Annotated in this window: 17 protein-coding genes; 4 read left to right on the forward strand and 13 right to left on the reverse strand. The window is 62.6% G+C overall.

From position 1 onward, the window contains the following. Positions 1 to 14: 14 nt before the first annotated feature. Entirely contained in the window at positions 15 to 1082 is a 1068-nt protein-coding gene (locus ACHMXK_RS20515; protein WP_397442369.1) for an MBL fold metallo-hydrolase, read from the forward strand. Here the strand turns inward: ACHMXK_RS20515 and ACHMXK_RS20520 are convergent. The 12 genes from ACHMXK_RS20520 to ACHMXK_RS20575 form a co-directional block, all read right to left on the reverse strand. Continuing rightward, a complete protein-coding gene (locus ACHMXK_RS20520; protein WP_397442370.1) occupies positions 1079 to 2317 on the reverse strand; it encodes an ATP-binding protein in 1239 nt (412 codons plus the stop codon). The genes ACHMXK_RS20515 and ACHMXK_RS20520 overlap by 4 nt on opposite strands. Next, on the reverse strand, positions 2296 to 2634 hold the full coding sequence (locus ACHMXK_RS20525; protein ID WP_397442371.1) for a PAS domain-containing protein: 339 nt from the start codon (positions 2632 to 2634) through the stop codon (positions 2296 to 2298). The genes ACHMXK_RS20520 and ACHMXK_RS20525 overlap by 22 nt, the downstream gene beginning before the upstream one ends. Positions 2635 to 2697: 63 nt before the next feature. Further along, positions 2698 to 3339: a response regulator gene (locus tag ACHMXK_RS20530; protein WP_397442372.1), complete on the reverse strand. Its 642-nt coding sequence runs from the start codon at positions 3337 to 3339 to the stop codon at positions 2698 to 2700. A 121-nt stretch (positions 3340 to 3460) separates the two neighbouring features. After that, on the reverse strand, positions 3461 to 8155 hold the full coding sequence (locus ACHMXK_RS20535; RefSeq protein WP_397442373.1) for a PAS domain S-box protein: 4695 nt from the start codon (positions 8153 to 8155) through the stop codon (positions 3461 to 3463). Between the two features lie 121 nt (positions 8156 to 8276). Further along, entirely contained in the window at positions 8277 to 8717 is a 441-nt protein-coding gene (locus tag ACHMXK_RS20540) for a response regulator (RefSeq protein WP_397442374.1), read from the reverse strand. A gap of 136 nt (positions 8718 to 8853) precedes the next feature. Continuing rightward, complete coding sequence (locus tag ACHMXK_RS20545; RefSeq protein WP_397442375.1) at positions 8854 to 9837, reverse strand: M48 family metallopeptidase; 984 nt, start codon at positions 9835 to 9837, stop codon at positions 8854 to 8856. 162 nt (positions 9838 to 9999) lie between these two features. Continuing rightward, complete coding sequence (locus ACHMXK_RS20550) at positions 10000 to 10734, reverse strand: lysophospholipid acyltransferase family protein (RefSeq protein WP_397442376.1); 735 nt, start codon at positions 10732 to 10734, stop codon at positions 10000 to 10002. Positions 10735 to 10817: 83 nt separating this feature from the next. Then, positions 10818 to 11375 (reverse strand): D-glycero-beta-D-manno-heptose 1,7-bisphosphate 7-phosphatase, encoded by a 558-nt coding sequence (gmhB, locus tag ACHMXK_RS20555; RefSeq protein ID WP_397442377.1) that lies wholly within the window; start codon positions 11373 to 11375, stop codon positions 10818 to 10820. A 14-nt stretch (positions 11376 to 11389) separates the two neighbouring features. Beyond that, positions 11390 to 13603: a glycine--tRNA ligase subunit beta gene (gene glyS, locus ACHMXK_RS20560; RefSeq protein WP_397442378.1), complete on the reverse strand. Its 2214-nt coding sequence runs from the start codon at positions 13601 to 13603 to the stop codon at positions 11390 to 11392. Continuing rightward, positions 13600 to 15024 (reverse strand): hypothetical protein, encoded by a 1425-nt coding sequence (locus tag ACHMXK_RS20565; protein WP_397442379.1) that lies wholly within the window; start codon positions 15022 to 15024, stop codon positions 13600 to 13602. Before ACHMXK_RS20565 ends, glyS begins: the two co-directional genes overlap by 4 nt. Positions 15025 to 15027: 3 nt before the next feature. Then, complete coding sequence (glyQ, locus tag ACHMXK_RS20570) at positions 15028 to 15933, reverse strand: glycine--tRNA ligase subunit alpha (protein ID WP_397442380.1); 906 nt, start codon at positions 15931 to 15933, stop codon at positions 15028 to 15030. Between the two features lie 79 nt (positions 15934 to 16012). Continuing rightward, positions 16013 to 16981 (reverse strand): LysR family transcriptional regulator, encoded by a 969-nt coding sequence (locus tag ACHMXK_RS20575; RefSeq protein WP_397442381.1) that lies wholly within the window; start codon positions 16979 to 16981, stop codon positions 16013 to 16015. A gap of 156 nt (positions 16982 to 17137) precedes the next feature. Between ACHMXK_RS20575 and ACHMXK_RS20580 the strand changes: the two genes are divergently transcribed. The 3 genes from ACHMXK_RS20580 (at position 17138) to ACHMXK_RS20590 (ending at position 20611) form a co-directional block, all read left to right on the forward strand. Beyond that, positions 17138 to 17887, forward strand: a complete 750-nt coding sequence (locus tag ACHMXK_RS20580) for an SDR family oxidoreductase (RefSeq protein WP_397442382.1) — start codon at positions 17138 to 17140, stop codon at positions 17885 to 17887. A gap of 107 nt (positions 17888 to 17994) precedes the next feature. Further along, complete coding sequence (locus ACHMXK_RS20585; protein WP_397442383.1) at positions 17995 to 18870, forward strand: bile acid:sodium symporter family protein; 876 nt, start codon at positions 17995 to 17997, stop codon at positions 18868 to 18870. Beyond that, positions 18851 to 20611: an amidohydrolase family protein gene (locus ACHMXK_RS20590; protein WP_397442384.1), complete on the forward strand. Its 1761-nt coding sequence runs from the start codon at positions 18851 to 18853 to the stop codon at positions 20609 to 20611. Before ACHMXK_RS20585 ends, ACHMXK_RS20590 begins: the two co-directional genes overlap by 20 nt. 80 nt (positions 20612 to 20691) lie before the next feature. On the opposite strand, the gene lnt is transcribed toward ACHMXK_RS20590, so the two are convergent. After that, a complete protein-coding gene (gene lnt / locus ACHMXK_RS20595; protein ID WP_397442385.1) occupies positions 20692 to 22317 on the reverse strand; it encodes an apolipoprotein N-acyltransferase in 1626 nt (541 codons plus the stop codon). Positions 22318 to 22325: the final 8 nt, after the last annotated feature.

Genomic DNA, 22325 nt, shown 5'->3' on the forward strand with positions numbered 1-22325 from the left:
AGCGATCTTACAAGATGAATGAACTGGAAGCACAACTCCACTACCCTTTTGGCGACGACCTGCCGCCGCCCGGCGGCACGCTGGAGGTGGCCCCAGGCGTCAAGTGGATACGGATGCGCCTGCCTTTTGCGCTGGACCACATCAACCTCTGGCTGCTGCGCGATACCCTGGACGGTCCGGATGGCCCCACCCAGGGCTGGACGGTGGTGGACTGCTGCATCAGCAAAGACGAATCCAGGGCGCAATGGGAAAGCATTTTTGCCAATGAGCTGGAAGGCCTGCCGATTCTGCGCGTGATTGTCACCCACATGCACCCCGACCACATCGGGTTGGCGCACTGGTTATGTGCCCGCTGGAACGCGCCGCTGTGGATGAGCGCCACCGACTACCACACGGCCCGGCTCAGCACCCTGGGCCCCACCGGTTTCGGCGGCGAAGACGCGGCCAATTTTTTCGTCTCGCACGGGCTGAGCGACCCGGAATACGTCACACAAATCCGGGGGCGCACCAACTACTACCCAGGCCTGGTGCCCGCCGTGCCCAACCGTTACCACCGCATGATGGACGGTCAGGTCATTGCCATCGGTGGCCGCGAGTGGACCTGCATCAGCGGTTATGGCCATGCGCCGGAACACATCGCGCTGTCCTGTGCCGATGCCGGCCTGCTGATCAGCGGCGACATGATCCTGCCGCGTATTTCGACCAATGTCAGCGTTTATGACGCCGAACCGGAGTCGAACCCGCTGACCCTGTTTTTGCAGTCCATCGACAAATTCAAGTCGCTGGCGCCCGACACACTGGTACTGCCGTCTCACGGCAAACCCTTCAAGGGCCTGCACACGCGCATCGCGCAATTACATGCGCATCACCACGACCGGCTGGCAGAAGTCATGGAAGCCTGCGAGACCAGCCCCTGCAGCGGTGTGGACATCCTGCCGGTTATGTTCAAACGCAAGCTGGATGTACACCAGACCACCTTCGCGCTGGGTGAGGCGGTGGCCCATCTGCACACCTTGTGGTTTGAAGGCAAACTGAAACGCCGGCTGGGGGCCGATGGTGTTTACCGCTTCCAGCCCGCCTAGAGGGATCGCTGCGGGGGCTTGAGCGCCTGCGGCAGGGACAGGAAAAAACTGGCACCCCCCTGGTCGGTGCTCTCGCCCCAGACGGTACCGCCATGGCGGTCCGCCACCCGCTTGACAATGGCCAGGCCCAGTCCTCCGCCTGGGAAATCAGCGGCCGAATGCAGGCGCTGAAACGGTGCGAACAATTTGTCGTCGTAGGCGGCGTCAAAACCAGCCCCGTTGTCCGACACAAACAACACGCACCCGCTTGGGGATTGGCCGGGCATCAGCCCGACCTTGATCCAGCCCTGCTCTTTTTTGGCCGTGAACTTCCAGGCGTTGTCGATCAGGCAGGCCAAAGCCAGGGTCAATAGGCGCCTGTCACCGAGCAATGGCAGCGCAGGCGCCATTTCAAGCACCAGTTGCCGCTCCGGTTCGCGCTGGCGCAGTTCGTTCACCAGGCGTTGGCACACGGGCGTCAGATCCAGCACCTCGGGCGCCAGACTCATGCGTGGCAAATGGGTCAAGGTGCGTAAATCGTCAATCAACTTGGCCAGCTGGCGGGTACTGGCACGAATACGCGTCAGGTAGTGCTGGCCCTGCGCGTCAAGCGCCGACGAATACCGCTCCGCCAGCGTCTTGGCAAAGCCGTTGACAACATGCAAGGGCGCTTTCAGGTCGGTGGACATGGCGTAGCTGAAAGCCTCCAGCTCCTCGTGGCTGCGCTGCAACTCGGCATGGCATTGATCGAGGCGCTGCGCCAGCACGGCATTGCGCCGCTGCAACTGCACATCGGCCAGATGTTTGGCCCCGACGTCTACCACGCTGACCAGCACGGCGGCATGTTCGAACCACTGCACAGGGCTGCAGGCCAGCTCCACCAGCACACGTTCGCCAGTCATTTTTTGCTGGGTACACAGCCGCATCTGCTGCTGAAATTCCCCTGTTGGCAGGCCATCCAGCCAGTTCGCGCCTTCAGCTTCCGGAAACAGTGCCTCAACCGGGAGGTTTGCCCACGCGTCCGGCGCCATGCCGTAAAACGCGGCCGCCGCCCGGTTGATCGCCAGAAGGCGCCGGGAAGAGATGTCGAACAACCACATGGCTTGCGCATTCGCGTCAAACAGGCGTTGGTTGCAAAATTCGCTGCTCTGCAATTGCAAAAGGGCTTGACGGGTCTCGCTGACGTCCCGCAGGTTGAGTGCCCATCCGCCGGCATGCGGCCGCAGACGGTACTCTATCCATTGGTCCTCACGCACATGGTGCGCAAAAAAGTATGGGCCTTGCCGGCCCCCAACACCTGCTCGGCCTGGCTGCGGTGTTTCTCGGCAATCGGCGCAGGCACGGCGTCCCAGAACTGGGTGCCCGGCAGACCGGCCTGCGGCATTTGAAGAAGCGCCCGGGCACGGCTGTTCAGGGTCGTCAGCCGCCCCTTGCTGTCCAACAAGGCGATGCCATCGGTCGCCAGTTCCAGGCCGGCCAGAAAAGTATCCTGCTGTCCTGTCGCCGGGGCATCAGCCAGTCCAGGCCCTGGCAGCCTCCTGGACCTGGTCAGCGACTTCAGCCATGTTGTCAAGGTAGTCAATGAACGCTGACCCTGGCTTGCCCTTTGTTTAAGGGCAAGTAGCCGGCGACAGCCTTAACGCCACTTGCGATTGGCCACCAGCAGTGCGGTGATGTAACCATGCAACCAGTCAAAATTGATCGGCTTTTCCAAATAATGCGCGCTGGGTGGCAGCCCGCCGCGTTCCTTGACAACGTCTTCGGGCAATCCGCTGATCACCAGAATCTGCATGGCCGACAGTTGCTGGTTGCGCTTGAGGGCACGCAACATCTCCAGGCCGTCGACCCCCGGCATGTTCAGATCCGTGATCAACAGGTCCGGCCGCATGCTGGCGATATCCATCAAGGCCTCCAGGGCGGAGTTCATGAAGCTGCAATCCACCGTCATGTCCCATTGCTCGAACTGGGCTTTGTACAACTCCCGTGCTGCCTCGTCGTCTTCCACGACCAGCACACTCAGGCGACTCCTGGGGTCCGGGTCCGCATGTGCCAGCTGCGGGCTGTGTTTTTGCAGGTAAGCATTGATGGCCCGCAGGGACAGCCGGCGATGGCCTCCCAGCGTTTTCCAGGCTTCAATTTCGCCTTTTTCAACCAGTGACTGCACCGTGGCCACCGACAGACCCAGCAATTTCGCGGCATAGGTGGTGCCGCAGTAGTCCTCGCTGGAGAAATCGGTAGCCGTGATGGCGCTCTCAAAAGACAGGGGTTCACGCGGCATAGCAAAAGCCTAAAAAAATTCAACTAGCAATTTAAACAGATTAATAGGTTTATTCAATTGGTCTAACTCTCGGTCACTTCCAAGCCTCTTCTGACAATCCGGCCTCCGCTTGTCTACTCACTCAAAGGGATGGCGCTCCTGGCAAGGTAAAAAAGAAGGTCGCCCCTTTGTCCGGCTCCGAGTCTGCCCACACCTGACCCCGGTGGCGGCCAATCACCCGGCTGACCGTCGCCAGCCCCACACCAGTCCCCGGAAACTCGGTCACCGCATGCAAGCGCTGAAAAGTATTAAAAAGCTTGTCGGCATACGCCATGTCAAACCCGGCACCGTTGTCCTGGACAAAAAAGACGGCTGCCCCGGCAACATCCGTGGTGTGTCCCACCTTGATAACGGCAAAAGATCGCTGAGAAGTAAATTTCCAGGCATTTCCCAACAAGTTTTCCATCACCACACGAATCAGCCGCCCGTCCCCCTGGGTCCGCAAGCCGTCTTCGATACTGATCTCGGCCTTGCGTTCAGGGTTGCGAACCCGGCATTCGTCGGCTATCTCGCGTGCAATCGCGCTCAGATCGATGGTTTCATAACGCAGTTGCATGCGCGAGACCTGCGCCAGCGACAACAAGTCCTCAATCAGCCGCCCCATCTGCGCCACGCCGGCCTGGATACGCGACAGGTAGTGCTGGACTTTTTCGTTGGGCGGGCCGGAGCTCAATTGTTTGGCCAGCAGGCGGCTGAAGCCGTCCACGGTGTTCAAGGGGGAGCGCAGATCATGCGACACCGAATAGGAAAAGGCTTCCAGCTCCTGGTTGGACAGGCGCAGCGCGGCCTCGATCGCCTTGATCTCACTCACGTCGGCATCAATGCCGACCCAGAACAAGACCTCACCGCTGTCATCAAGCACCGGGGACGCCCGGTAAGACATGGTGTGGTAAGTGCCGTCCCTGACCATCAGCCGCCGCAGTCCCATATACGGCGTCAGGCTCTGGCGCGAGGCTTCCCAGTTGGCGGCCATGTCAGGCAAGTCGTCGGGATGCATCGCCGCCATCCAGCTCCGGCCCTGCCAGTCCGCCAGGGTGCCGCCCATCAACTCGTACCATTTGCGATTCAGATAGGTCACCCGGCCTTTGGCGTTTATGGTCCAGATGACCTGCGGGGCCTGTTCGGCCAAGGCCCGGAACAAGGCCTCCTGCCGCTCCAAAGCCGCCGTGCGTTCGGCCACTTTGGCTTCCAGCCCCAGGTTGAGCTGGTGCACCTGCTCAAACAGTTTGGCATTTTCAATGGCAATGGAGGCCAGTTGAGCGATCTCCACGGTCACATACTGGTCCTGCAAACTGAATTCACCCTCGTATTTGTCGGTCAGTTGCAGCAGGCCGATATTTTCGCCATTACGCCCCGTCAGCGGCACCGCCAGCCAGCCGCGCATGGCCGGCTGTTTGCCGGCGGCCTCACCCGCCACGGCGCGCCAGCGCGGATTCGCCGCCAGTTCGGCCTCCGTCAGCCGCATCGGACTGTTGGTGTCACACACGGTCGCCCAGAGTCCGCTGCCATACGACTGGCTGACAAAATCCCGGCAGTTCGCATATTTGTCCGTCACGGACACGGCATTGATGGTCTGAGCCCAGTTGCCCCTGGCCGTCAGGCTCACCACGGCCTGGTGGGCACCCACCACGGCCCTGGCCTGGTCCACGGTCTCCTGCATGGTGGCTTCCAGCCGGCGGTGGCTGGTGATGGCCTGGGTCGCATCGGCGGCCCGCTGCAAGGTGAACAGGTGGGCCTGCACATCGTTCTCGGCCTTGAGTTGTGCGGTGATATTGTTCGCCACCACGAAGCGGGCGTCTCGCCCCAGGTAGGCAATGGCACGCGAGACCGTTTCCACCGGAAACTCCTGGCCCGTCTTGCGCACATGAAACCACCGGTGCGCCGACCCCAGAAAATCCCGCGCCAGATGTTTCTTCAAGCGTTCATGTTCGGCCTCGGGCAGGATGTCGTAAATCGTCAGGTGCAGAAATTCGTCCCGGGTGTAACCGTAACTGTCCAGGGTCGCCTCGTTGACCGCCAGAAATTCCCCGGTCCCGGCATCGGCGATCCACATCGGCACCGGTGCCGACTCGAACAGGGCCGCATAACGCTGCTCGCTGTCGATCAGGGCCTGCTCGGCCCGCTTGCGTTTGGTGATGTCGCGCTCAATCGCCACGAAATGCGTGAAGGCCCCACTGGCGTCAGCGAGGGGCACCATGTCCAGGTCCAGCCAGAACTCTTCACCACTCTTTTTGTAATTGATCAGTTCGGCTCGCACCGGTTTCATGTCCCGGAGCGCCGCTGCAATACGGTCCAGTTCGGCGCGCTGCGTTTTGGGGCCCTGCAGAAACCGCGGCGACCGGCCCAGCACTTCCTCGCGGCTGTAACCGGTGCGGCGCTCAAACGCGTCGTTGACAAACACGATGCGCGGCCCCGGCTCGCCCAGCGGGTCGGCTTCGGTAATCAGCACGATGTCGTTCAAGCGGGCAATGCTGCTCCCCAACAGCCGCAGTTGCTCCTGCGAATCATGTTTCTCGGTGATGTCCTGCAGCGCGCCCACCACACGCACCACCACGCCATCCTGCATCAAGGCCTGGCCCTGGGTCCGCACCCAGATATGGCGGCCCTTGGCGGTCACCAGCGGCAACTCCAGGTCCCAGGAGGTGCCGTGGTCCGCGGCGGCCCGCGCGGCGCGGCTCATGGCCGCTCGCGCCTCGGGCGCATAGAACAAAAAGGCATCATTGATGTTGATGGGCGTGGCGGGATCCACCTCGTGGATACGGTAGACCTGCTCCGACCAGGCCATCTGCATGCCATCGAGCACCACTTCCCAGCCACCGATTTTCCCCATCTCACCGGTGCGGCGCAGCAACTCGGTACTGCGTGCGGCCACTTGCTCCGCGAGTTTCCGCGCTGTGATGTCCTGCACCACACCGGCGCGCAACATCGCTGCGCCCGTGGGGTCGTGAAAAGGCTCACCATGCTGGTGTATCCAGCGGACCTGCCCAGCGGGCGTGATGATGCGGTATTCCGAGTCCAGGGGCAAGGCATCGCGCGCAGCGGCGTCGCGCTGGCGCATGTAGTCAGGCCTGTCCTCCGGGTGGATCAAGCGAGTGAACGCATCCCGGCTGCTCAGAAAATTCTCGCGCTCCATCCCAAACAGTTCATGCGCATCGTCGGACCACCAGAGCTCCTGGGTGATCAGATTCAGCTCCCAGTTGCCGATACGCCCCAGGCGCTGGGCGTTGAGCAGCTTGTGCTGGGCTTCACGCAACTGCTCATAACTGCGCGCCTGCTCCAGCTGCAGCCGCTCAACTTCGGTGATGTCCGTGAACACCATCAAGGCCCCGAGCACGCTGCTCGGGCCGCGCATGGGTCGGTAATTGCAGCTGATCAGGCGCCCGGCAGGCTCACGCGTATTGCGCACAAGGATGGGCAAGGGCCCGCCGCTGTCGCCCTGCAGCGCCCGGTACAAAGGCAACTGGTCGAAGGCATACAAGGTCTGCGTGCCCGGCACAAACAGGCCCTGGCGCTCCGGCCAGCGCGCGGCCAGCACCAGGGACAACTCGTCGATGGCAAACAGCTGCGACGCCGTGTCATTGACCAGCAGCGGCCGGCCGGTGGCGTCCACCGCCATCAGTCCTTCCTGCATGCTGTTAATGATCAGCTCCAGGGTTTCGTACGCCTGCCGGCTGCGTGCCAGCTCTTTTTCCACATCCTGCTCGCGTTGCTCCAGCGAGTCGGCCATCAGGTTGAAACTGGCCGCGATGCGGGAAAATTCGCCCTGAGTCGCGTGCTGGCGAATCGGGATACGCACGTTGAGGTGGCCTCGCTCCAGCTCACGCGTGGCATGCAGGATTTGCCGGGTCGGCGCCACAATCGCACGCCCCCCAATCATCCAGGCAATCCAGCCGCCGAGAAAAGCCACCAGTGACAAGGTCGCCAGTTCCAGCCACAGCTGTTTGCGGCTGGGCCCGACAATCTGGTCGCGGGCCATGCTGACCGAGACAAACACCGACGACTCCGCACGCGGGCTGCTGGGCATGAAGGCCCACAAACGCGCCTGCCCCGCACCGTCGGCGCCTTCGCGCACCCCCGAACTCAAGGTTTTCACCGCTTCCCGCAAAACCGGGGAACGGACCGTGTCCCCCACCTTAATCGGCAACACGGGTTTGCCCGCCAGCAAGACCCCATCCCGGTCTTGAATGCCCAGCGCGGCACCCTCGGGCAACTGTATGTCGGCGATCGACTTGGCCATCTGCTCCAGATCGAAGGAGGCATACACCACGCCTGTCACCTTATCGTGGGCATCAATCACCGGCTGGGCAAAGGTCATGATCGGTTTAGCGGCCGCCAGCCGCCCCACCGTGTAAGGGCCCACCACAAAACGCCGCTGCTCAATGGCGTCACGAAAATAACGACGATCGCCCAGGAAGGCCTTTTTGTCGCTGCCCAGGGCATGACAACGGGTATAGCCGTCCAGCCCCAGAAGGCCCAGGTTGGCATATTCGGGCAGGCGTTGGGTCAGGCTGGAAAAATAGCGGTCGCAATCAGTGCTTTTGCCGTCCTGCAGGCCGGGCAAGGACGCCATCACCGTCAATACCTGGCGGGCCGAGTCGGCGATATTTTCCTGGCCGGCGGCGGCTAGCGAGGCGGCAAATTGCAGATTGCTTTTGGCCAGCACGACCTCCGCCTCGGCATTGTGCAGCGCCTTGAAAATCGACATGCCAAACAGCGGAACAATCGCCACGACCACCAGCATGACGATGCGTGCACGCAAACTGATCCTAGCCTTCATGTTGCTTCCAGCTATTTAACTCACCCGACTGTAAGTCATGCGCACCGACCAGCCAAAGAAGAAGCGCCAGCGTCGGATGCGATCCCGGCCTCGGGTCAAACCCGCGCAGCAACACCCGTGCTCAGGCCGTGGCGAGGGACTCATTGACCCGCAGCCAATAGTCCAGCAGGCGGCTCAATTTTTCGGTGAAATCGCCAAAGTCGACGGGTTTGCGGACAAAACCGTTGGCGCCGCCTTGATAACAGGCCACGATGTCGGATTTTTCGCTGGACGAGGTCAACATGACCACCGGAACCAGTTCGGTCAGCGGGTTGCGGCGCACGCTGCGCAAAACGTCCAGGCCGGACAGCTTGGGCAGCTTCATGTCCAGCAGGATGAAGGCCGGTTGTTTGTGGATGTCACGGCCGGCATGGACGCCCTGGCCAAACAGGTAATCCAGGGCCTCGGCACCATCACGCGCGGTCACGATCACCGTGTCCGCCCCTTGCTCCTGCAACGTCAGAACGGTGAGCTCAAGGTGGTCCGGATTGTCTTCCACCACAAGAATAGGTTTGTCGTTCATGGAGGCCTTTGCTATGAATTTTTATGAACTTATTGTTTTTGTCATATTTATGATATTGCATGAATTCAACAACTTGTCCATCCGTCCGACTATCCCCGACGCTTAGACGCGAATTCCGGCAATTTATCACCAAGTCCTACCATTTGGGCATGGTTTCGTCCTTCAACTGGCTGCGTAACTCCGCGTAATCCGGCACCACGGCGCGCACCGTGTCCCAAAAACGCGGGCTGTGGTTCATCTCCCGCAGATGGCTCAGCTCATGCACCACCACATAATCAATCACCGACAGCTTGAAATGAATCAGCCGCCAGTTCAGGCGGATGGAGCCGTCGGCGCTGGCGCTGCCCCAGCGGGTACCGGCGCTGCTCAAACTCAGCTTGCGCCACTGCACGCCCAGCTGCGGCGCAAAGTGGTCCAGGCGCTCGGTGAACAAGCGTTTGGCCTGACGCATCAGCCAGGCCTGCACGGAGTCGCGAATTTGGTCGGCCGTGGCGTCCTGCGCCAGCGCGATGTGCAGGGTCGATGCCGCCGTCCCGCCCGGGCTGTCGGAGGCCGTGGAGGTCTTGAGTTCGCCGCCGACGCCGCCAAAGGCGTGGCGCGGGTCAATGACCAGCGTCACAGGCGCACCCAGGAAAGGCAGGCTCGCACCGTTTTTCCAGTCAATGCGCGCGGATTCCAGCCGCGCATGCCGGGCCCGGGTTTCCTGCAACTTGGCCACAATCCAGCCGGCTTTTTCCTGCACCGCCTTGTCAATCTCGTAGAGCGGCACCCACTTGGGTGCGCTCACCACCAGGCCCTCGGCGCCGACAGAAAAACCTATGGTGCGGCGTTTGCCACGACGGAACTGGTAAGCCACCACGGTCTCGCCCAGCAGGGCTTCGCGGCTGGCATTCGGATGGCGGTAGGTGGCGGGGTCCAGCAACTGCTGCAAGGTCTGCGTCGGCAGCGGGTCTGCAAGCAGCGCCTGGCTCGCTATGCTTTCAGGAGCTGCTTGCTCAGAATCCGCAAGGGCTGGAGGCCGATTTGGCTCTTTATTTTTGGATTTGTCCGGTTTTTGCGCCGCGGGCTTGACGGGCACCGAATCAAAGAGGTCAAGCGTGAACTGGAGAAGCCTTTGCATGCAGGCAGTTTAGCGCTGCCGGCCGGCACTTCCTAAAGGCGCCGAACGCCGCACAGGGACGTCCTCCCTACCAGCCGGGGCCGCGGAACCGGCTCCGCCGGGCCGCAGGCGCAGCGCCCCCCCTGGGGGGCAGCGCCGTACGCGAAGCGACAAGCGTGGGGGCTAACGATAAGCCTCGGGATCGAGGCGGCGCATCTCGGTTTCTATCCAGGCCTCGACTTCACGCATCAGTTCTTCGGGCTTGCGGCCCACACTGCTGATGGGTTTGCCAATCGAGATATCGACAATGCCCGGCCGCTTGATAAAGGCCTTGCGCGGCCAGCACTTGGCCGAGGTCACGGCGACCGGGATCACGGGCGCGCCGGTTTCAATCGCCAGCCGTGTGCCGCCGGTTTTGTAGACGCCTTTTTGCCCGCGCGGAATACGCGTGCCTTCGGGAAACATGATGACCCAGGTGCCCTGGGCCATCAGGCGTTTGCCCTGGGCCACCACCTTGTTGAAAGCCCGGGCCCGCTGGCTGCGATCGATGTGGATCATGTCCATGCGGCTCATGGCCCAGCCGAAAAAGGGGACGTACAGCAGCTCACGCTTGAACACAAAGGCCAGCGGATGTGGCATCAGGGTCACCATGGAAAAGGTCTCCCAGGTGCTTTGGTGTTTGACCAGCAGCACGGCAGCGCTGGTTTCGCCGGTTGGCAGGTTTTCCATGCCGGTCACCCGGTTCTTGATGCCCAGGATGACCGTGCCGCCGCTGACCGCCAGACGCAGCCAGCCGGCACACAGCCAGTAAATCTGGGTGCTGCTGCCAAACAGCGAAAACACCAGCACGGCCAGCGCCCACGGCACCACCGTGATGGCCATCCACAGAAGATGAAGAATGGAGCGAATCAGTGCCATGGCGTGTTGTCAATCAAGGGTTTAAGCATTTCAGGCCTGCAGCCCTTTAGATACGGGCGCAAGAAGCTACTGTTTTTATAGCGTCACGTGACAGCGCCGCGGTTCAGGATGAATTCGACAAAGGCCGCCAGGTCGGCGTGCAGACGTGTGCCCGGCGGCAGGCCCTCGGGCTGGCCGCCAGCCCGGTACGGCGCCGACTTGCCGGTCAGCACCAGATGTGGCTCGCAACCGGCGGCAGCACCGGCCAGCAAATCACGCACCGAGTCGCCGGCGGTGGGCACCCCTTTGAGCGGCACACCAAACCGCGCACCGATTTGTTCGAACAGGCCGGGCAGCGGCTTGCGGCAGTTGCAGGACTCTTCCGGGCTGTGCGGGCAATAAAACACCGCATCAATGCGCCCACCCTGGGCCGCCAGCAGCTTGTGCATCTTGGCGTGCATGGCGTTGAGCGACGCCACGTCAAACAAACCACGCCCCAGGCCCGACTGGTTGGACGCAATCACCACATGCCAGCCCGCATGGGTCAGCCGCGCAATCGCCTCCAGCGCACCGGGCAGTGGCATCCACTCGTCCGGCGTCTTGACGAAATCGTCGCTGTCGCTGTTGATGGTGCCGTCGCGGTCCAGGATGACAAGTTTCATACGCCAGGCTTTCTTTAGACAGCCAACTTGGAGAGGTCGGCCACGCGGTTCATGGCCTGGTGCAAAGTCGCCAACAAGCCGAGGCGGTTGGCGCGCAAAGCCGGGTCTTCGGCGTTGACCATCACACCGTCGAAGAAGGCATCGACCGGCGCCTTCAAGGCCGCCAGCGCCTGCAGCGACGCGGCGTAGTCGTCCAGCGCAAAATGCCCGTCCGCAATCGACGCAACGATTTGCAGTGTGGAGAACAGCTGTTTTTCAGCATCCTCTTGGAGCAAGTCAGAATGGACTTTGGCCTCCACCGTGCCTTCGGCTTTTTTCAGGATGTTGCCCACACGTTTGTTGGCGGCGGCCAGCGCCGGCGCTTCGGGCAGTGCGGCAAAAGCGCGCACGGCCGCCAAGCGTTTGGCGACATCGCCCAGGCGTTGTGGCTTCAAGGCCAGCACGGCATCGACTTCCTGCGCGCTGTAACCTTGCTCACGCAACGATCCGGCCAGGCGGTCATAGATGAAGCTAGCAAGCTCCTGTCCCGATGAATTCGCCACGCCAAAGTGTTTATTCAAAGACTGCAGGAGGTTTTCATCCGCATCTGGTGGCATCAACTCGATGGATGCAACCGATCCTCCGCAGAACTGCTCTACAAATGGAGCCGTTGCTACTGCAAGCAAGCGACGGGGGGACAGCGGCAAATCCTTCTCGACCAGCATACGAATCACGCCCAAGGCATGGCGGCGCAGCGCAAACGGGTCTTTGTCACCAGTCGGTAGATTGCCGATGCCAAACATGCCGACCAGCGTCTCCAGCTTGTCGGCCAGCGCGACGACCACACCGACAGCGTTGCGCGGCAACTCATCACCGGCAAAACGCGGCTTGTAATGGTCTTCAATGGCGTCGGCCACCACGGCAGGCAAGCCGTCGTTGAGCGCGTAATAACGGCCCATGATGCCTTGCAACTCGGGGAACTCGCCCACCATATCTGTCACCAGATCGGTCTTGGCCAGTTGCGCCGCCTGATCGGCCTGCTGCGCCAGCATGTCGCCACCCAGTTGCTGGCCAATCGCCTTGGCAATTGCCCGCACGCGCTGGATGCGTTCACCCTGCGTGCCCAGCTTGTTGTGATACACCACCTTGTCCAGCCCCGCCACGCGCGAAGCCAGCGTCTTCTTGCGGTCCTGGTCAAAAAAGAACTTGGCATCGGCCAGACGCGGGCGCACCACCCGTTCGTTGCCGCCAATCACCGCGCTGGCATCGGCCGGGCTGATGTTGCTCACCACCAGGAATTTGTTGGAGAGCTTGCCCGAAGCATCGAGCAGCGGGAAATACTTCTGGTTGGCCTTCATCGTGAGGATCAGGCATTCCTGCGGCACATCGAGGAATTCTTTTTCGAATTCGCAGACCAGCACATTCGGGCGCTCGACCAGCGCGGTCACTTCATCCAGCAAGGCCTCGTCTTCAATGGCTTTGACACCACCGCCAAGCTTGGCCGCAGCCGCCGCCAGCTGGCGGGTTATCTCGGCGCGGCGCGCGGCAAAACCGGCAATCACGGCGCCGTCTTTTTCCAGCGTGGCTGCGTAGCTGTCGGCGTCAGGCAACACGACGGGATCAACCAAGGCCTCGAAGCGATGGCCGTGTGTGCTGTTGCCCGACTTCAGGCCCAGCGCCGTGACTGGCACCACGCTGCTGCCATGCAAGGCCACCAGGCCGTGGGCCGGGCGCACAAAACTCACGCTGCTCCAGCCCGGCAGTTCGCAATCGGTTTCCAATTGGTACGTCATGACCTTGGGGATGGGCAGCTTGGCAATCGCTTCGAGCAGCGCTTTTTGCAGGCCTTCGGCCAGGGTCGCCCCGGTGACCGTGCTGTCGTAAAACAACGCCTCGGCCTTGCCGTCCATGGCTTTTTTCAGGCCGGCAACAGCCGACACATCGGCGCCCAGCGCCTGCAGCTTTTTCAGCAGCGCCGGTGTGGCGTTGCCGGACACATCCAGCCCCACGCTGACCGGCATCAGTTTTTGCGACACGGCCTTGTCGGCGGCTTGCGCCGCCACTGCCGTGATGTGCGCGGCCAGGCGGCGCGGCGAGGCATACGGTGAAACGACCGAATCGGCGCCGGTCAGTCCCTGCGCCTTTAACTGATCAAAAAGCACCCCGGAAAATGCCTCGCCCAATTTCCGCAGCGCCTTGGGCGGCAATTCTTCGACAAACAGTTCAACAAGCAGGCTTTGGGTGGTCATAGTGAGATTGTGCACAGGCGAGGGGCCTGCGCGGTTTCATAAATTCGGGCGGTTTCAGGATGGGCGCTCATCGCGGTCAAAGTGCGCATGGTCGCCAGCATCGACTGAAAAACAACGTTGGTGTCGGCGATGACGCGTTCGACCAGCTCGGGCGGTGGTGCGGTCCGGGTGCCCAAGCGCGGTTGAATCACATCCTGGATGAGATAACCGATTTGGAACTGCAGCTCCAGTTGGTAGTAAAGCCAACCGGGATCGGCTGGATTCGCCGCTGCCATACGCTGCATGTGCGCGAGCGCATTGCGGTAGACGGCGGTGGCGTCAGCGTCGCCCTCAGCACTGCGGTGGTCGCGGGCGATCTGAAAGTAGCTGCTGCGCAGATCCATTTGCGCATCGATATTGGCTGGGTCGCGCTCAATGATGGCGGTTCGCAGCCGCAGGGCTTCCTGCCGCAACTTGGCGCCGGTCTCAGATTTGCCCCGGTGGCGTTCAAACTCTGCGGCGTCACTTCGGTTGCGCGCCAAATCAAGCTGCCACGCGAGATTGCTGGGGTCGAGCTTCACCAGTTTGTCGTGGATTTCAAAGCCAGCCAGGAACGCATCGCGCGCTTGGCTGACGTTGGCGATGGTGGCAAACATCTCGCCCAAGCGGTCATAGTTCAACGCCAGCTCGTGCTGCCATTTCGTGTTCGCAGGTTCAGCGTCGGCCAATTTTTCGCGGAGTTCGAGTTCGGCCATCTTGGCGGCACGAGCCGGTTTTTCCCCGCCCATGCCAAATTGAACGCTACCCAAGCCTTCATACATGACGGCAAGATCATGTTGCCAGGCCTTGTTGCCAGCATTCTTCGCCACAACGCTTTTCTGCAGGTCTACCGCTTTCTGGTGCAGGTCGCGGCTCTTGGTCCAAGCACCCGATACCTTGGCCAAGCGCGAATAGGCGACAGCCAGATCACGCTGCCACGCGGCATGCTCGGGCTCGGAGGCCAGCAGCTTTTCGAGGATCGCAATGGCGGAGGCAAAAGATGCCGCGGCCGCCTGGCGCGCCGTGGCGGCGCGCGTCTCATCGGGTGCGGCAGAACGAGCCCCGTCGGGCCGAACCTGCCTGACCGGCAGCTTGGTGATGGCCAGCAGCAAGTCCTGCCTGTGCGCGTCTGTTGGCGCGTCTTTGACATGGCGTTCTGCCGCATTCAGCGCACGCCGATAACCATCCTCAAACGGGTAACGCAGTAGCGCCAAGTCGCCCTTGCACCCTTGAGCCTTACCCGTCTGCATGTGCGCTAGAGCGACTTCGTACTGCGCCTGTTTGTTGGGTTTGCCGTCGAATTGAAGCTGGGGTAGCGCCTGCGCAAGCGCAGCCGAAGACACAGCAAAGCTGAACAGGGCAAGCCCCGCCAGCATTGCACGTGTCACCCACGCGTTCTTCATCGGTCAGGCAGCCTTTTTCGGCATGCGTTCCACCCACTCGCGCGGTGCCATCGGGAAACCCAGGCGTTCGCGGCTTTCGTAATAACTTTGCGCCACGGCACGCGCCAGGTTGCGGATGCGGCCTATGTAGGCGGCGCGCTCGGTCACGCTGATGGCGCCGCGGGCGTCCAGCAGGTTGAAGCTGTGTGCGGCTTTGAGCACCTGCTCATACGCCGGCAGCGCCAGTTGGGCTTCGATCAGGTGTTTGGCCTGCTTCTCATGCGCGGTGAACGCGGTGAACAAAAAGTCGGCGTCGCTGTGTTCGAAGTTGTAGGTCGATTGCTCCACCTCGTTTTGTTTGTAGACGTCGCCGTAGCTGAGGCCGTCGGTCCACTGCAGGTTGTAGACGTTGTCCACGCCCTGCAGATACATGGCCAGCCGCTCCAGGCCATAGGTGATTTCGCCGGTGATGGGTTTGCAGTCGATGCCGCCCACCTGCTGGAAGTAGGTGAACTGCGTGACTTCCATGCCGTTGAGCCAGACTTCCCAGCCCAGGCCCCAGGCGCCCAGCGTCGGGTTTTCCCAGTCGTCCTCGACAAATCGGATGTCGTTTTTCTTCAAATCGAAGCCCAGGGCTTCCAGCGAGCCGAGGTAAAGCTCCAGGATGTTGCTTGGCGCGGGTTTCAGCACGACCTGGTACTGGTAGTAATGCTGCAGGCGGTTCGGGTTTTCGCCGTAACGGCCGTCTTTCGGGCGGCGGCTCGGCTGCACGTAGGCGGCCTTCCAGGGCTCGGGGCCGAGCGCTCTCAAAAATGTAGCAGTGTGTGACGTCCCGGCGCCGACTTCCATGTCGTAAGGCTGCAAAAGTGCGCAGCCCTGGTCAGCCCAGTAGGACTGCAGCTTCAGAATAATTTGCTGGAAAGTGAGCATAGGAATGGTTGGTGACAAAAGCGCGGCGCCTGTTGCAGCGCCGGGACAACGATACCGCGGGCGGTGATCGCCAAACCGCTCATTTTACGCGGCGCTGACGGCGGGCCGGCGCAAGCGATGCCGGCTGCGGCGCCAGGGCCGCCGGGACGTCCCACGGGGGCGTGCCGCGGAAGGCCTCCACCAGGAAATCGACCATGACCCGGACCTTGGCACTCAGGTGGCGGCGACTGGGATACACCGCCAGCACATCGGTGTCGTGCATGCGGTAGCCCGGCAACAAGGGCCGCAGGCGGCCCTCGGCCAGATCCTGACCCACCAGAAACGTGGGCTGCCAGATGATGCCCAACCCCGCCAGCGCCGCCGCGCGGGCTGTGTCGCCATTGTTGGTGTGCATGACGCTGTTCACTTTCACCGCCTGCGGCCGGCCTTGCGCGTCGACAAATTGCCACTCGTCCGCGGTGCTGGCATAGGTGTAGGCAATGCAGCGGTGAACCGCCAGGTCAGCCGGGGTCTGGGGTTCGCCATGAGCCTGCACATAGGCCGGCGCGGCACACAAGACGTTGCGCGAGGTCGCCAGCTTGCGCGCCGCATGGGTGGCCGGCCCGGCGCGCGAGATACGCACGGCCAGGTCATACCCCTCCTCCACGATGTCGACCACCCGGTCACTCAGCGCAACGTCCAGCTCCACGTCAGGGTAACTTTGCATGAAACGCGACCACAGCGGCGCCAGGTGCCGGATGCCAAAACTCACCGGGGCGTTGATGCGCAAACGCCCGCGCGGCTGCAGCGTCGCCAGGGAAGCCACCGCCTCGGCCTCGGCCACCTCGTCCAGAATCGACTTGCTGCGCTCATACAGCGCCTCGCCGCTTTCGGTGAGCGACAACTTGCGCGAGCTGCGGTTCAACAGCCGTGTGCCGAGGTGTGCTTCCAGCTCGTTCACATAACGGGTGACGTTGGCGGGCGAGGTATCCAGCGCATCGGCGGCGCGTGTGAAACTGCCCCGACCCACCACGGCCACAAAAACCTCCAAAGCGCGCAAACGGTCCATGCCAGCCCCTTGAAGTTCATAAAAGCTGAATGATTAAACCACTTTATGCCACTTCTTCTCATAGAAGTTAAATCCTAAAGTTCAGTCACCGGTCAGCCCCAGAACCCGCCGGCCCAGGCGCCCAGCCTTCAGACCACCCCACTTTGGAGAACTTTCATGAAACGCTTCGACCACAAAACCGTCCTCGTCACCGGCGGCAACAGCGGCATTGGCCTGGCCACCGCACTCGCGTTTGCCCAGGAAGGCGCACGCGTCATCATCACCGGCCGCGACCAGGCCACGCTGGACCAGGCTCGCGCGCAACTCGGCCCCCAGGCGCTGGCGCTGCGCAATGACGCGGGCGACAGCCAGGCCGCCAAGGAGTTGGCTGCCGCCCTCTCCCGCCAGGGCATCACGCTGGATGCCTTGTTCATCAACGCCGGCGTGGCGAAGTTTGCGCCGCTGGAGGCGATTGACGAAGCCTTGTGGGACCAGACCTTCAACGTCAATGTCAAAGGGGCGTATTTCGCCATCCAGGCGCTGCTGCCCCTGTTCAACCCGGGCGCGGCCATCATCCTGAATGGCTCCATCAACGCCCACATCGGCATGCCCAATTCCAGCGTGTATGCGGCCAGCAAGGCGGCGCTGATCTCGCTGGCCAAAACCCTGTCGGCGGAGCTGATCCAGCGCGGCCTGCGGGTCAACGTGGTGAGCCCCGGCCCCGTGACCACGCCGCTTTACGGCAAACTGGGCGTACCGGCCGGCCAGCTTGAGGCAATGACCGCCGGCATCCAGGCGCAGGTGCCGCTGAAACGCTTCGGCACACCCGCCGAGGTGGCCAGCGCTGTGGTCTACCTGTCGTCGTCGGAAGCCGCCTTTATTGTCGGCACCGAACTGATTGTGGACGGCGGCTTGAGCCAGCTCTAGGCCTGGGGGCGGGTCCGCCGCGGGTGAAAAACCGGCCCGGCCTTCGCGCAAACCCTTGATGGCGCGAAGCGCCTGGGCGGTTAATCTCTGGCCAACACAAGGCAGAGATGACAACCCAACAGCTGATTTTGAGCCTGGTCCTGGCGACCATGGTGTTTTCGGTGGCGCTGGACCTCAAGGTCGGCGACTTCCAGCGTGTGGCCCAGGCGCCCAGGGCGGTGATCTGCGGCCTGATCCCGCAGTTCATCCTGCTGCCGGTGGGCACCTGGATCGCCACCCTGTTGCTGGACCTGCCGCCCAATGTCGAGGCCGCCATGATTCTGGTCGCGGCCTGCCCGGGCGGCAGCCTGAGCAATGTGATCACCCACCTGGGCCGGGGCAACGCGGCGCTGTCGGTCAGCGTGTCGGCCGTGGCTAGCGTGATTGCGCTGTTTGCCACGCCCTTCAACTTCAGCTGGATGATCGCCAGCAACCCGGCCACCGCCGCCTGGCTGCGCACCCTGGACCTGGACCCCTCGGGCATCTGGCTCAGCCTGCTCTTGCTGCTGGCCGTGCCCATGGGCCTGGGCCTGCTGATGTCGCACCAGTTGCCCGCCCTCACCGCCCGCATCCGCAAGCCCCTGGGCAATTTCGCCGTGATCGCCCTGCTGCTGTTTATCGTCGCCGGCCTGATCAAGGAGCGCCAGTTGCTGACCCTGGGCCTGCTGCCCCTGCTGCTGATTGTGGTCTTGCACAACGCCAGCGGCCTGTTTTTCGGCTGGATCACCAGCATCGCCATGCGCGTCAGCGAAAAAGACCGGCGCGCCGTCATGATCGAAGGCGGCATGCAGAACTCGGGGCTGGCGCTGGGCATCATTGGTGTGCAGTTCAACAGCGACCTGGGCATGGTGACGCTGGCCAGCTTGTGGGGCATCTGGCATATCGTGAGCGGCCTGTCACTGGCGTATTGGTGGAGGGGGAAAGATGCTCGACTTGCTCATTAAAGGCGCGACCGTGGTGGACGGCAGCGGCGCCCAGCCGTTTGTCGCCGATGTCGGTGTACGCGCCGGCCGCATCGTGGCCGTCGGCGCCATCGACGAAGCCGCGCAGGAAACCGTGGACGCACCAGGCCTGTGGCTGACACCCGGTTTTGTCGACATCCACACCCATTACGACGGCCAGGTGACCTGGGACGAGAACTTCACGCCCAGCATTTACCACGGCGTGACCACCCTGGTGATGGGCAATTGCGGCGTGGGTTTTGCACCGGTGCGGCCCGGCCATGAAGATGATTTGATCAAACTCATGGAAGGGGTCGAAGACATTCCCGGCGCCGCGCTGCACGAAGGCATACGCTGGAACTGGGAGAGTTTTCCGCAATACATGGATGCGCTGGACCAAGACCCGCGCAGCCTGGACTACCTGGTGCAAGTGCCGCACGACCCGCTGCGTATGTACGTGATGGGTGAGCGCGCCGTGGCCCAGCAAAGCGCCACGACTGACGACATTGCGGCCATGCGTGCCCTGTTGCGTGAAGCGCTGCAAGCCGGCGCGGCGGGTTTCAGTACCGGACGCAGCGACAACCACCGCACGTCTGAGGGCAAGGAAACACCGGCGGCCGAAGCCAGCGCCGCCGAACTGGTGGGCATTGCCGGCGCTTTTGAAGGCATCACCCACGGCGTGGTGCAAGTGGTCAGCGACTTCGATCTGCTGCAGGGGCCGCAAAAGTTTGACGCCGAATTTTCGCTGATCGAACAACTGGCACGCGCCAGCGGCAAACCCCTGTCCATGACCTGGCTGCAGCGCGACCCGGGCGGCGAACAATACGAGGCCATCCGTGCCCGCGTTGAAGCAGCGGTGGCAGCCGGCCTGCCGCTTTACCTGCAGACCGCGGCGCGCGGCATTGGGGTGATCAACGGGCTGGACGCGAGTTTTCACCCTTTCATGGGTTTCCCGGGTTACAAGGAAGTCGCGCACCTGCCTTTGGAGCAACGTGCGGTCGCGCTGCGTGAACCGGCGCGCAAGGCCCGCATCCTGGGTGAAAAATCAGAACGCCTGGCCGGCGACGGCACGGCGATTCCACCGCTGGTGGACATTTTGCTGGCGCGCATAGACCAGATCAGTGGCCGCATGTTCCCGCTGGACGACCAGCTCAACTACGAGCCCTCGGTGATGCAGAGTTTTCTGGTGCAGGCCAAACAACGCGGCATCACGCCGCTGGAAGCGCTGTACGACCACCTGGCCGCCGGCGACGGCAGTGGGCTGGTTTATTTCCCCATCTTCAACTACAACAGCGGCTCGCTGGCCGCGGTGCGCCAGATGCTGGCTCATCCGCGCGCCCTGTCCGGCCTGGGCGACGCGGGTGCCCATGTGGGCACGGTGTGTGACGCCAGCTTCAGCACCTTCATGCTGACGCATTGGGTGCTGGGCCGCGCGGAGGGCCAACTTTCGCTGGCGCAGGCGGTTGAGATGATGAGCAGCCGCAATGCGCGTTACCTGGGCCTGCAGGACCGGGGCCTGATCGCGCCCGGCCTGCGCGCCGACCTCAACCTGATAGATCCGCAACGCCTGACCATGGGCACGCCAGCCCTGGTGCGCGATCTGCCGGCCGGCGGCAAACGTTTTTTACAAAAGGCGCAAGGTTATGTGACGACCTGGGTGGCCGGGGTGGCGGTGCAGCGCGAAGGTGACATCACCGCCCACCGCCCAGGCCGGCTGGTGCGTATGGGCCAGGCTGTGCGCTGAATTCTCAAGAAAAAGTGGCTCCAGCCCTTTAAATACGGGCGCAATCAGCTACCGTTTTAATAGCAACTCAAAGGCCCTGGCTAGCGCCGGCGGCCCAGCCAAGCCAGCAGCACCAGGCCGGCCGCGCCCAGCCACAAGGGCCACAAACCAAAACGCGACACCCACCAGGCATACGGCGTGATGCCCTGCCGGCCTTCAACCTCGCCCACCAGCACGCCGCGCGTGTGGCGCGGCAACGCGTGGGTGACTTCGCCGCGGTGGTTGATGATGACCGTCGCCCCGGTGTTGGTGGCGCGGATCATGGGTCGCTCGAACTCCAGCGTGCGCATGCGCGAAATGGCCAAGTGCTGGTCGATGGCCACGGTGTTGCCGAACCAGGCGATGTTGCTGACATTGACCAGGATGGTGGGCGCACTGGCCGGGTCGACAAAAGCCGCCGCCAGTTCTTCGCCAAACAAATCCTCGTAACAGATATTCGGCGCCAGGCGCTGGCCCTGCCAATCCAAGGAAGGCTGACCCAGCGCACCGCGTTTGAAGTCGCCCAGCGGAATATGCATCAGGTCAATGAACCAGCGAAAACCCGGCGGCACAAATTCGCCAAAGGGCACCAGATGGTGTTTGTCAAAACGGTAAAGCGGCGCCTGCGCGGCTGCGGCGGATGCCGCGGGGCGCAGCCCGACCACCGCATTGGCGTAACCCTCGGTGTAACTGCCCAGCGGCATACCTATCAGTGCCGCCTGCTGGCCACTGGCAAAACGTGTTTGCAGCGCATTCCAATAGCCTTCAGGCAGTTGTTGCGGCAGCAGGGGCAGCGCGGTTTCGGGTGCCACCACCAGTGCGGTTTTGGCATCGCGCAGTTGCTCGCCATACCAGCGCAGCGCGGTTGGCAAACCGCTGCCGGGCTGGAATTTTTCATCCTGGGGAATATTGCCCTGCAGCAGCGTGACATCCAGGCTGCCGGTCGGTGTGGAATTGGGTCGGCCGGCGAGCAGCGACAGCCCGAAGAACAAGACGATCACTGGCACGATCAGCCGCTGGCGCCGGAACTGGCCGAGTCCGGCGAAGCAGGCCGCCACAAAGGCTGCGAGAAAAGTAATGCCATGCACACCCACCCAGCGCGCGTAGTCGCCGAGCAAGCCGTCCAGATGCGCATAACCGGCCTCACCCCAGGGGAAACCGGTGAAAAACTCCACACGCGCCAGCTCGGCCAGCAGCCAGAGTGCGGCAAACACCAAAGCGCGTCGCAGCCGTGTTGCGGGCGCCAGCGCCACATACGCGGCACAGGCGGCGGCGTAATACGTGGCCAGGAAAATCGCCAGCCCGACAATCGCCAGCACGGCCAGCGGCGCGGCCAGCCCGCCATACACATGCAGCGACACAAACAGCCACCAGAAAATGCCGCACAACCAGGCGCTGGCAAACGACCAGCCCAGTGCCAGCCCCTGCTTCCAGCCGGTGCAGCGGTCCAGTTGCCAGACCAGCATGCCCAGCGCCAGCAATTGCAAACCCCAGACCGGCTGGCCTTGCGCCAGCCCCCAGGGAAAAGGCCAGGCGATGCTCAAGGCCTGGGCGCAGCCAGCGATCAAAACAAGCGCAAGCCGCAACCGGGAAAGTTCTTGCCGCTGTTTGGGGTGGCCGATGTGTTCCAGCAAGGCGGGCAAGGTGGGCAGCGCGGACACCATGCTGTCGATTGTCTGCCGTCCCATCTGTGCGT

Origin of the sequence: Polaromonas sp. UC242_47, from assembly GCF_044452385.1 — a bacterium.
Lineage (GTDB): Bacteria > Pseudomonadota > Gammaproteobacteria > Burkholderiales > Burkholderiaceae_C > Polaromonas.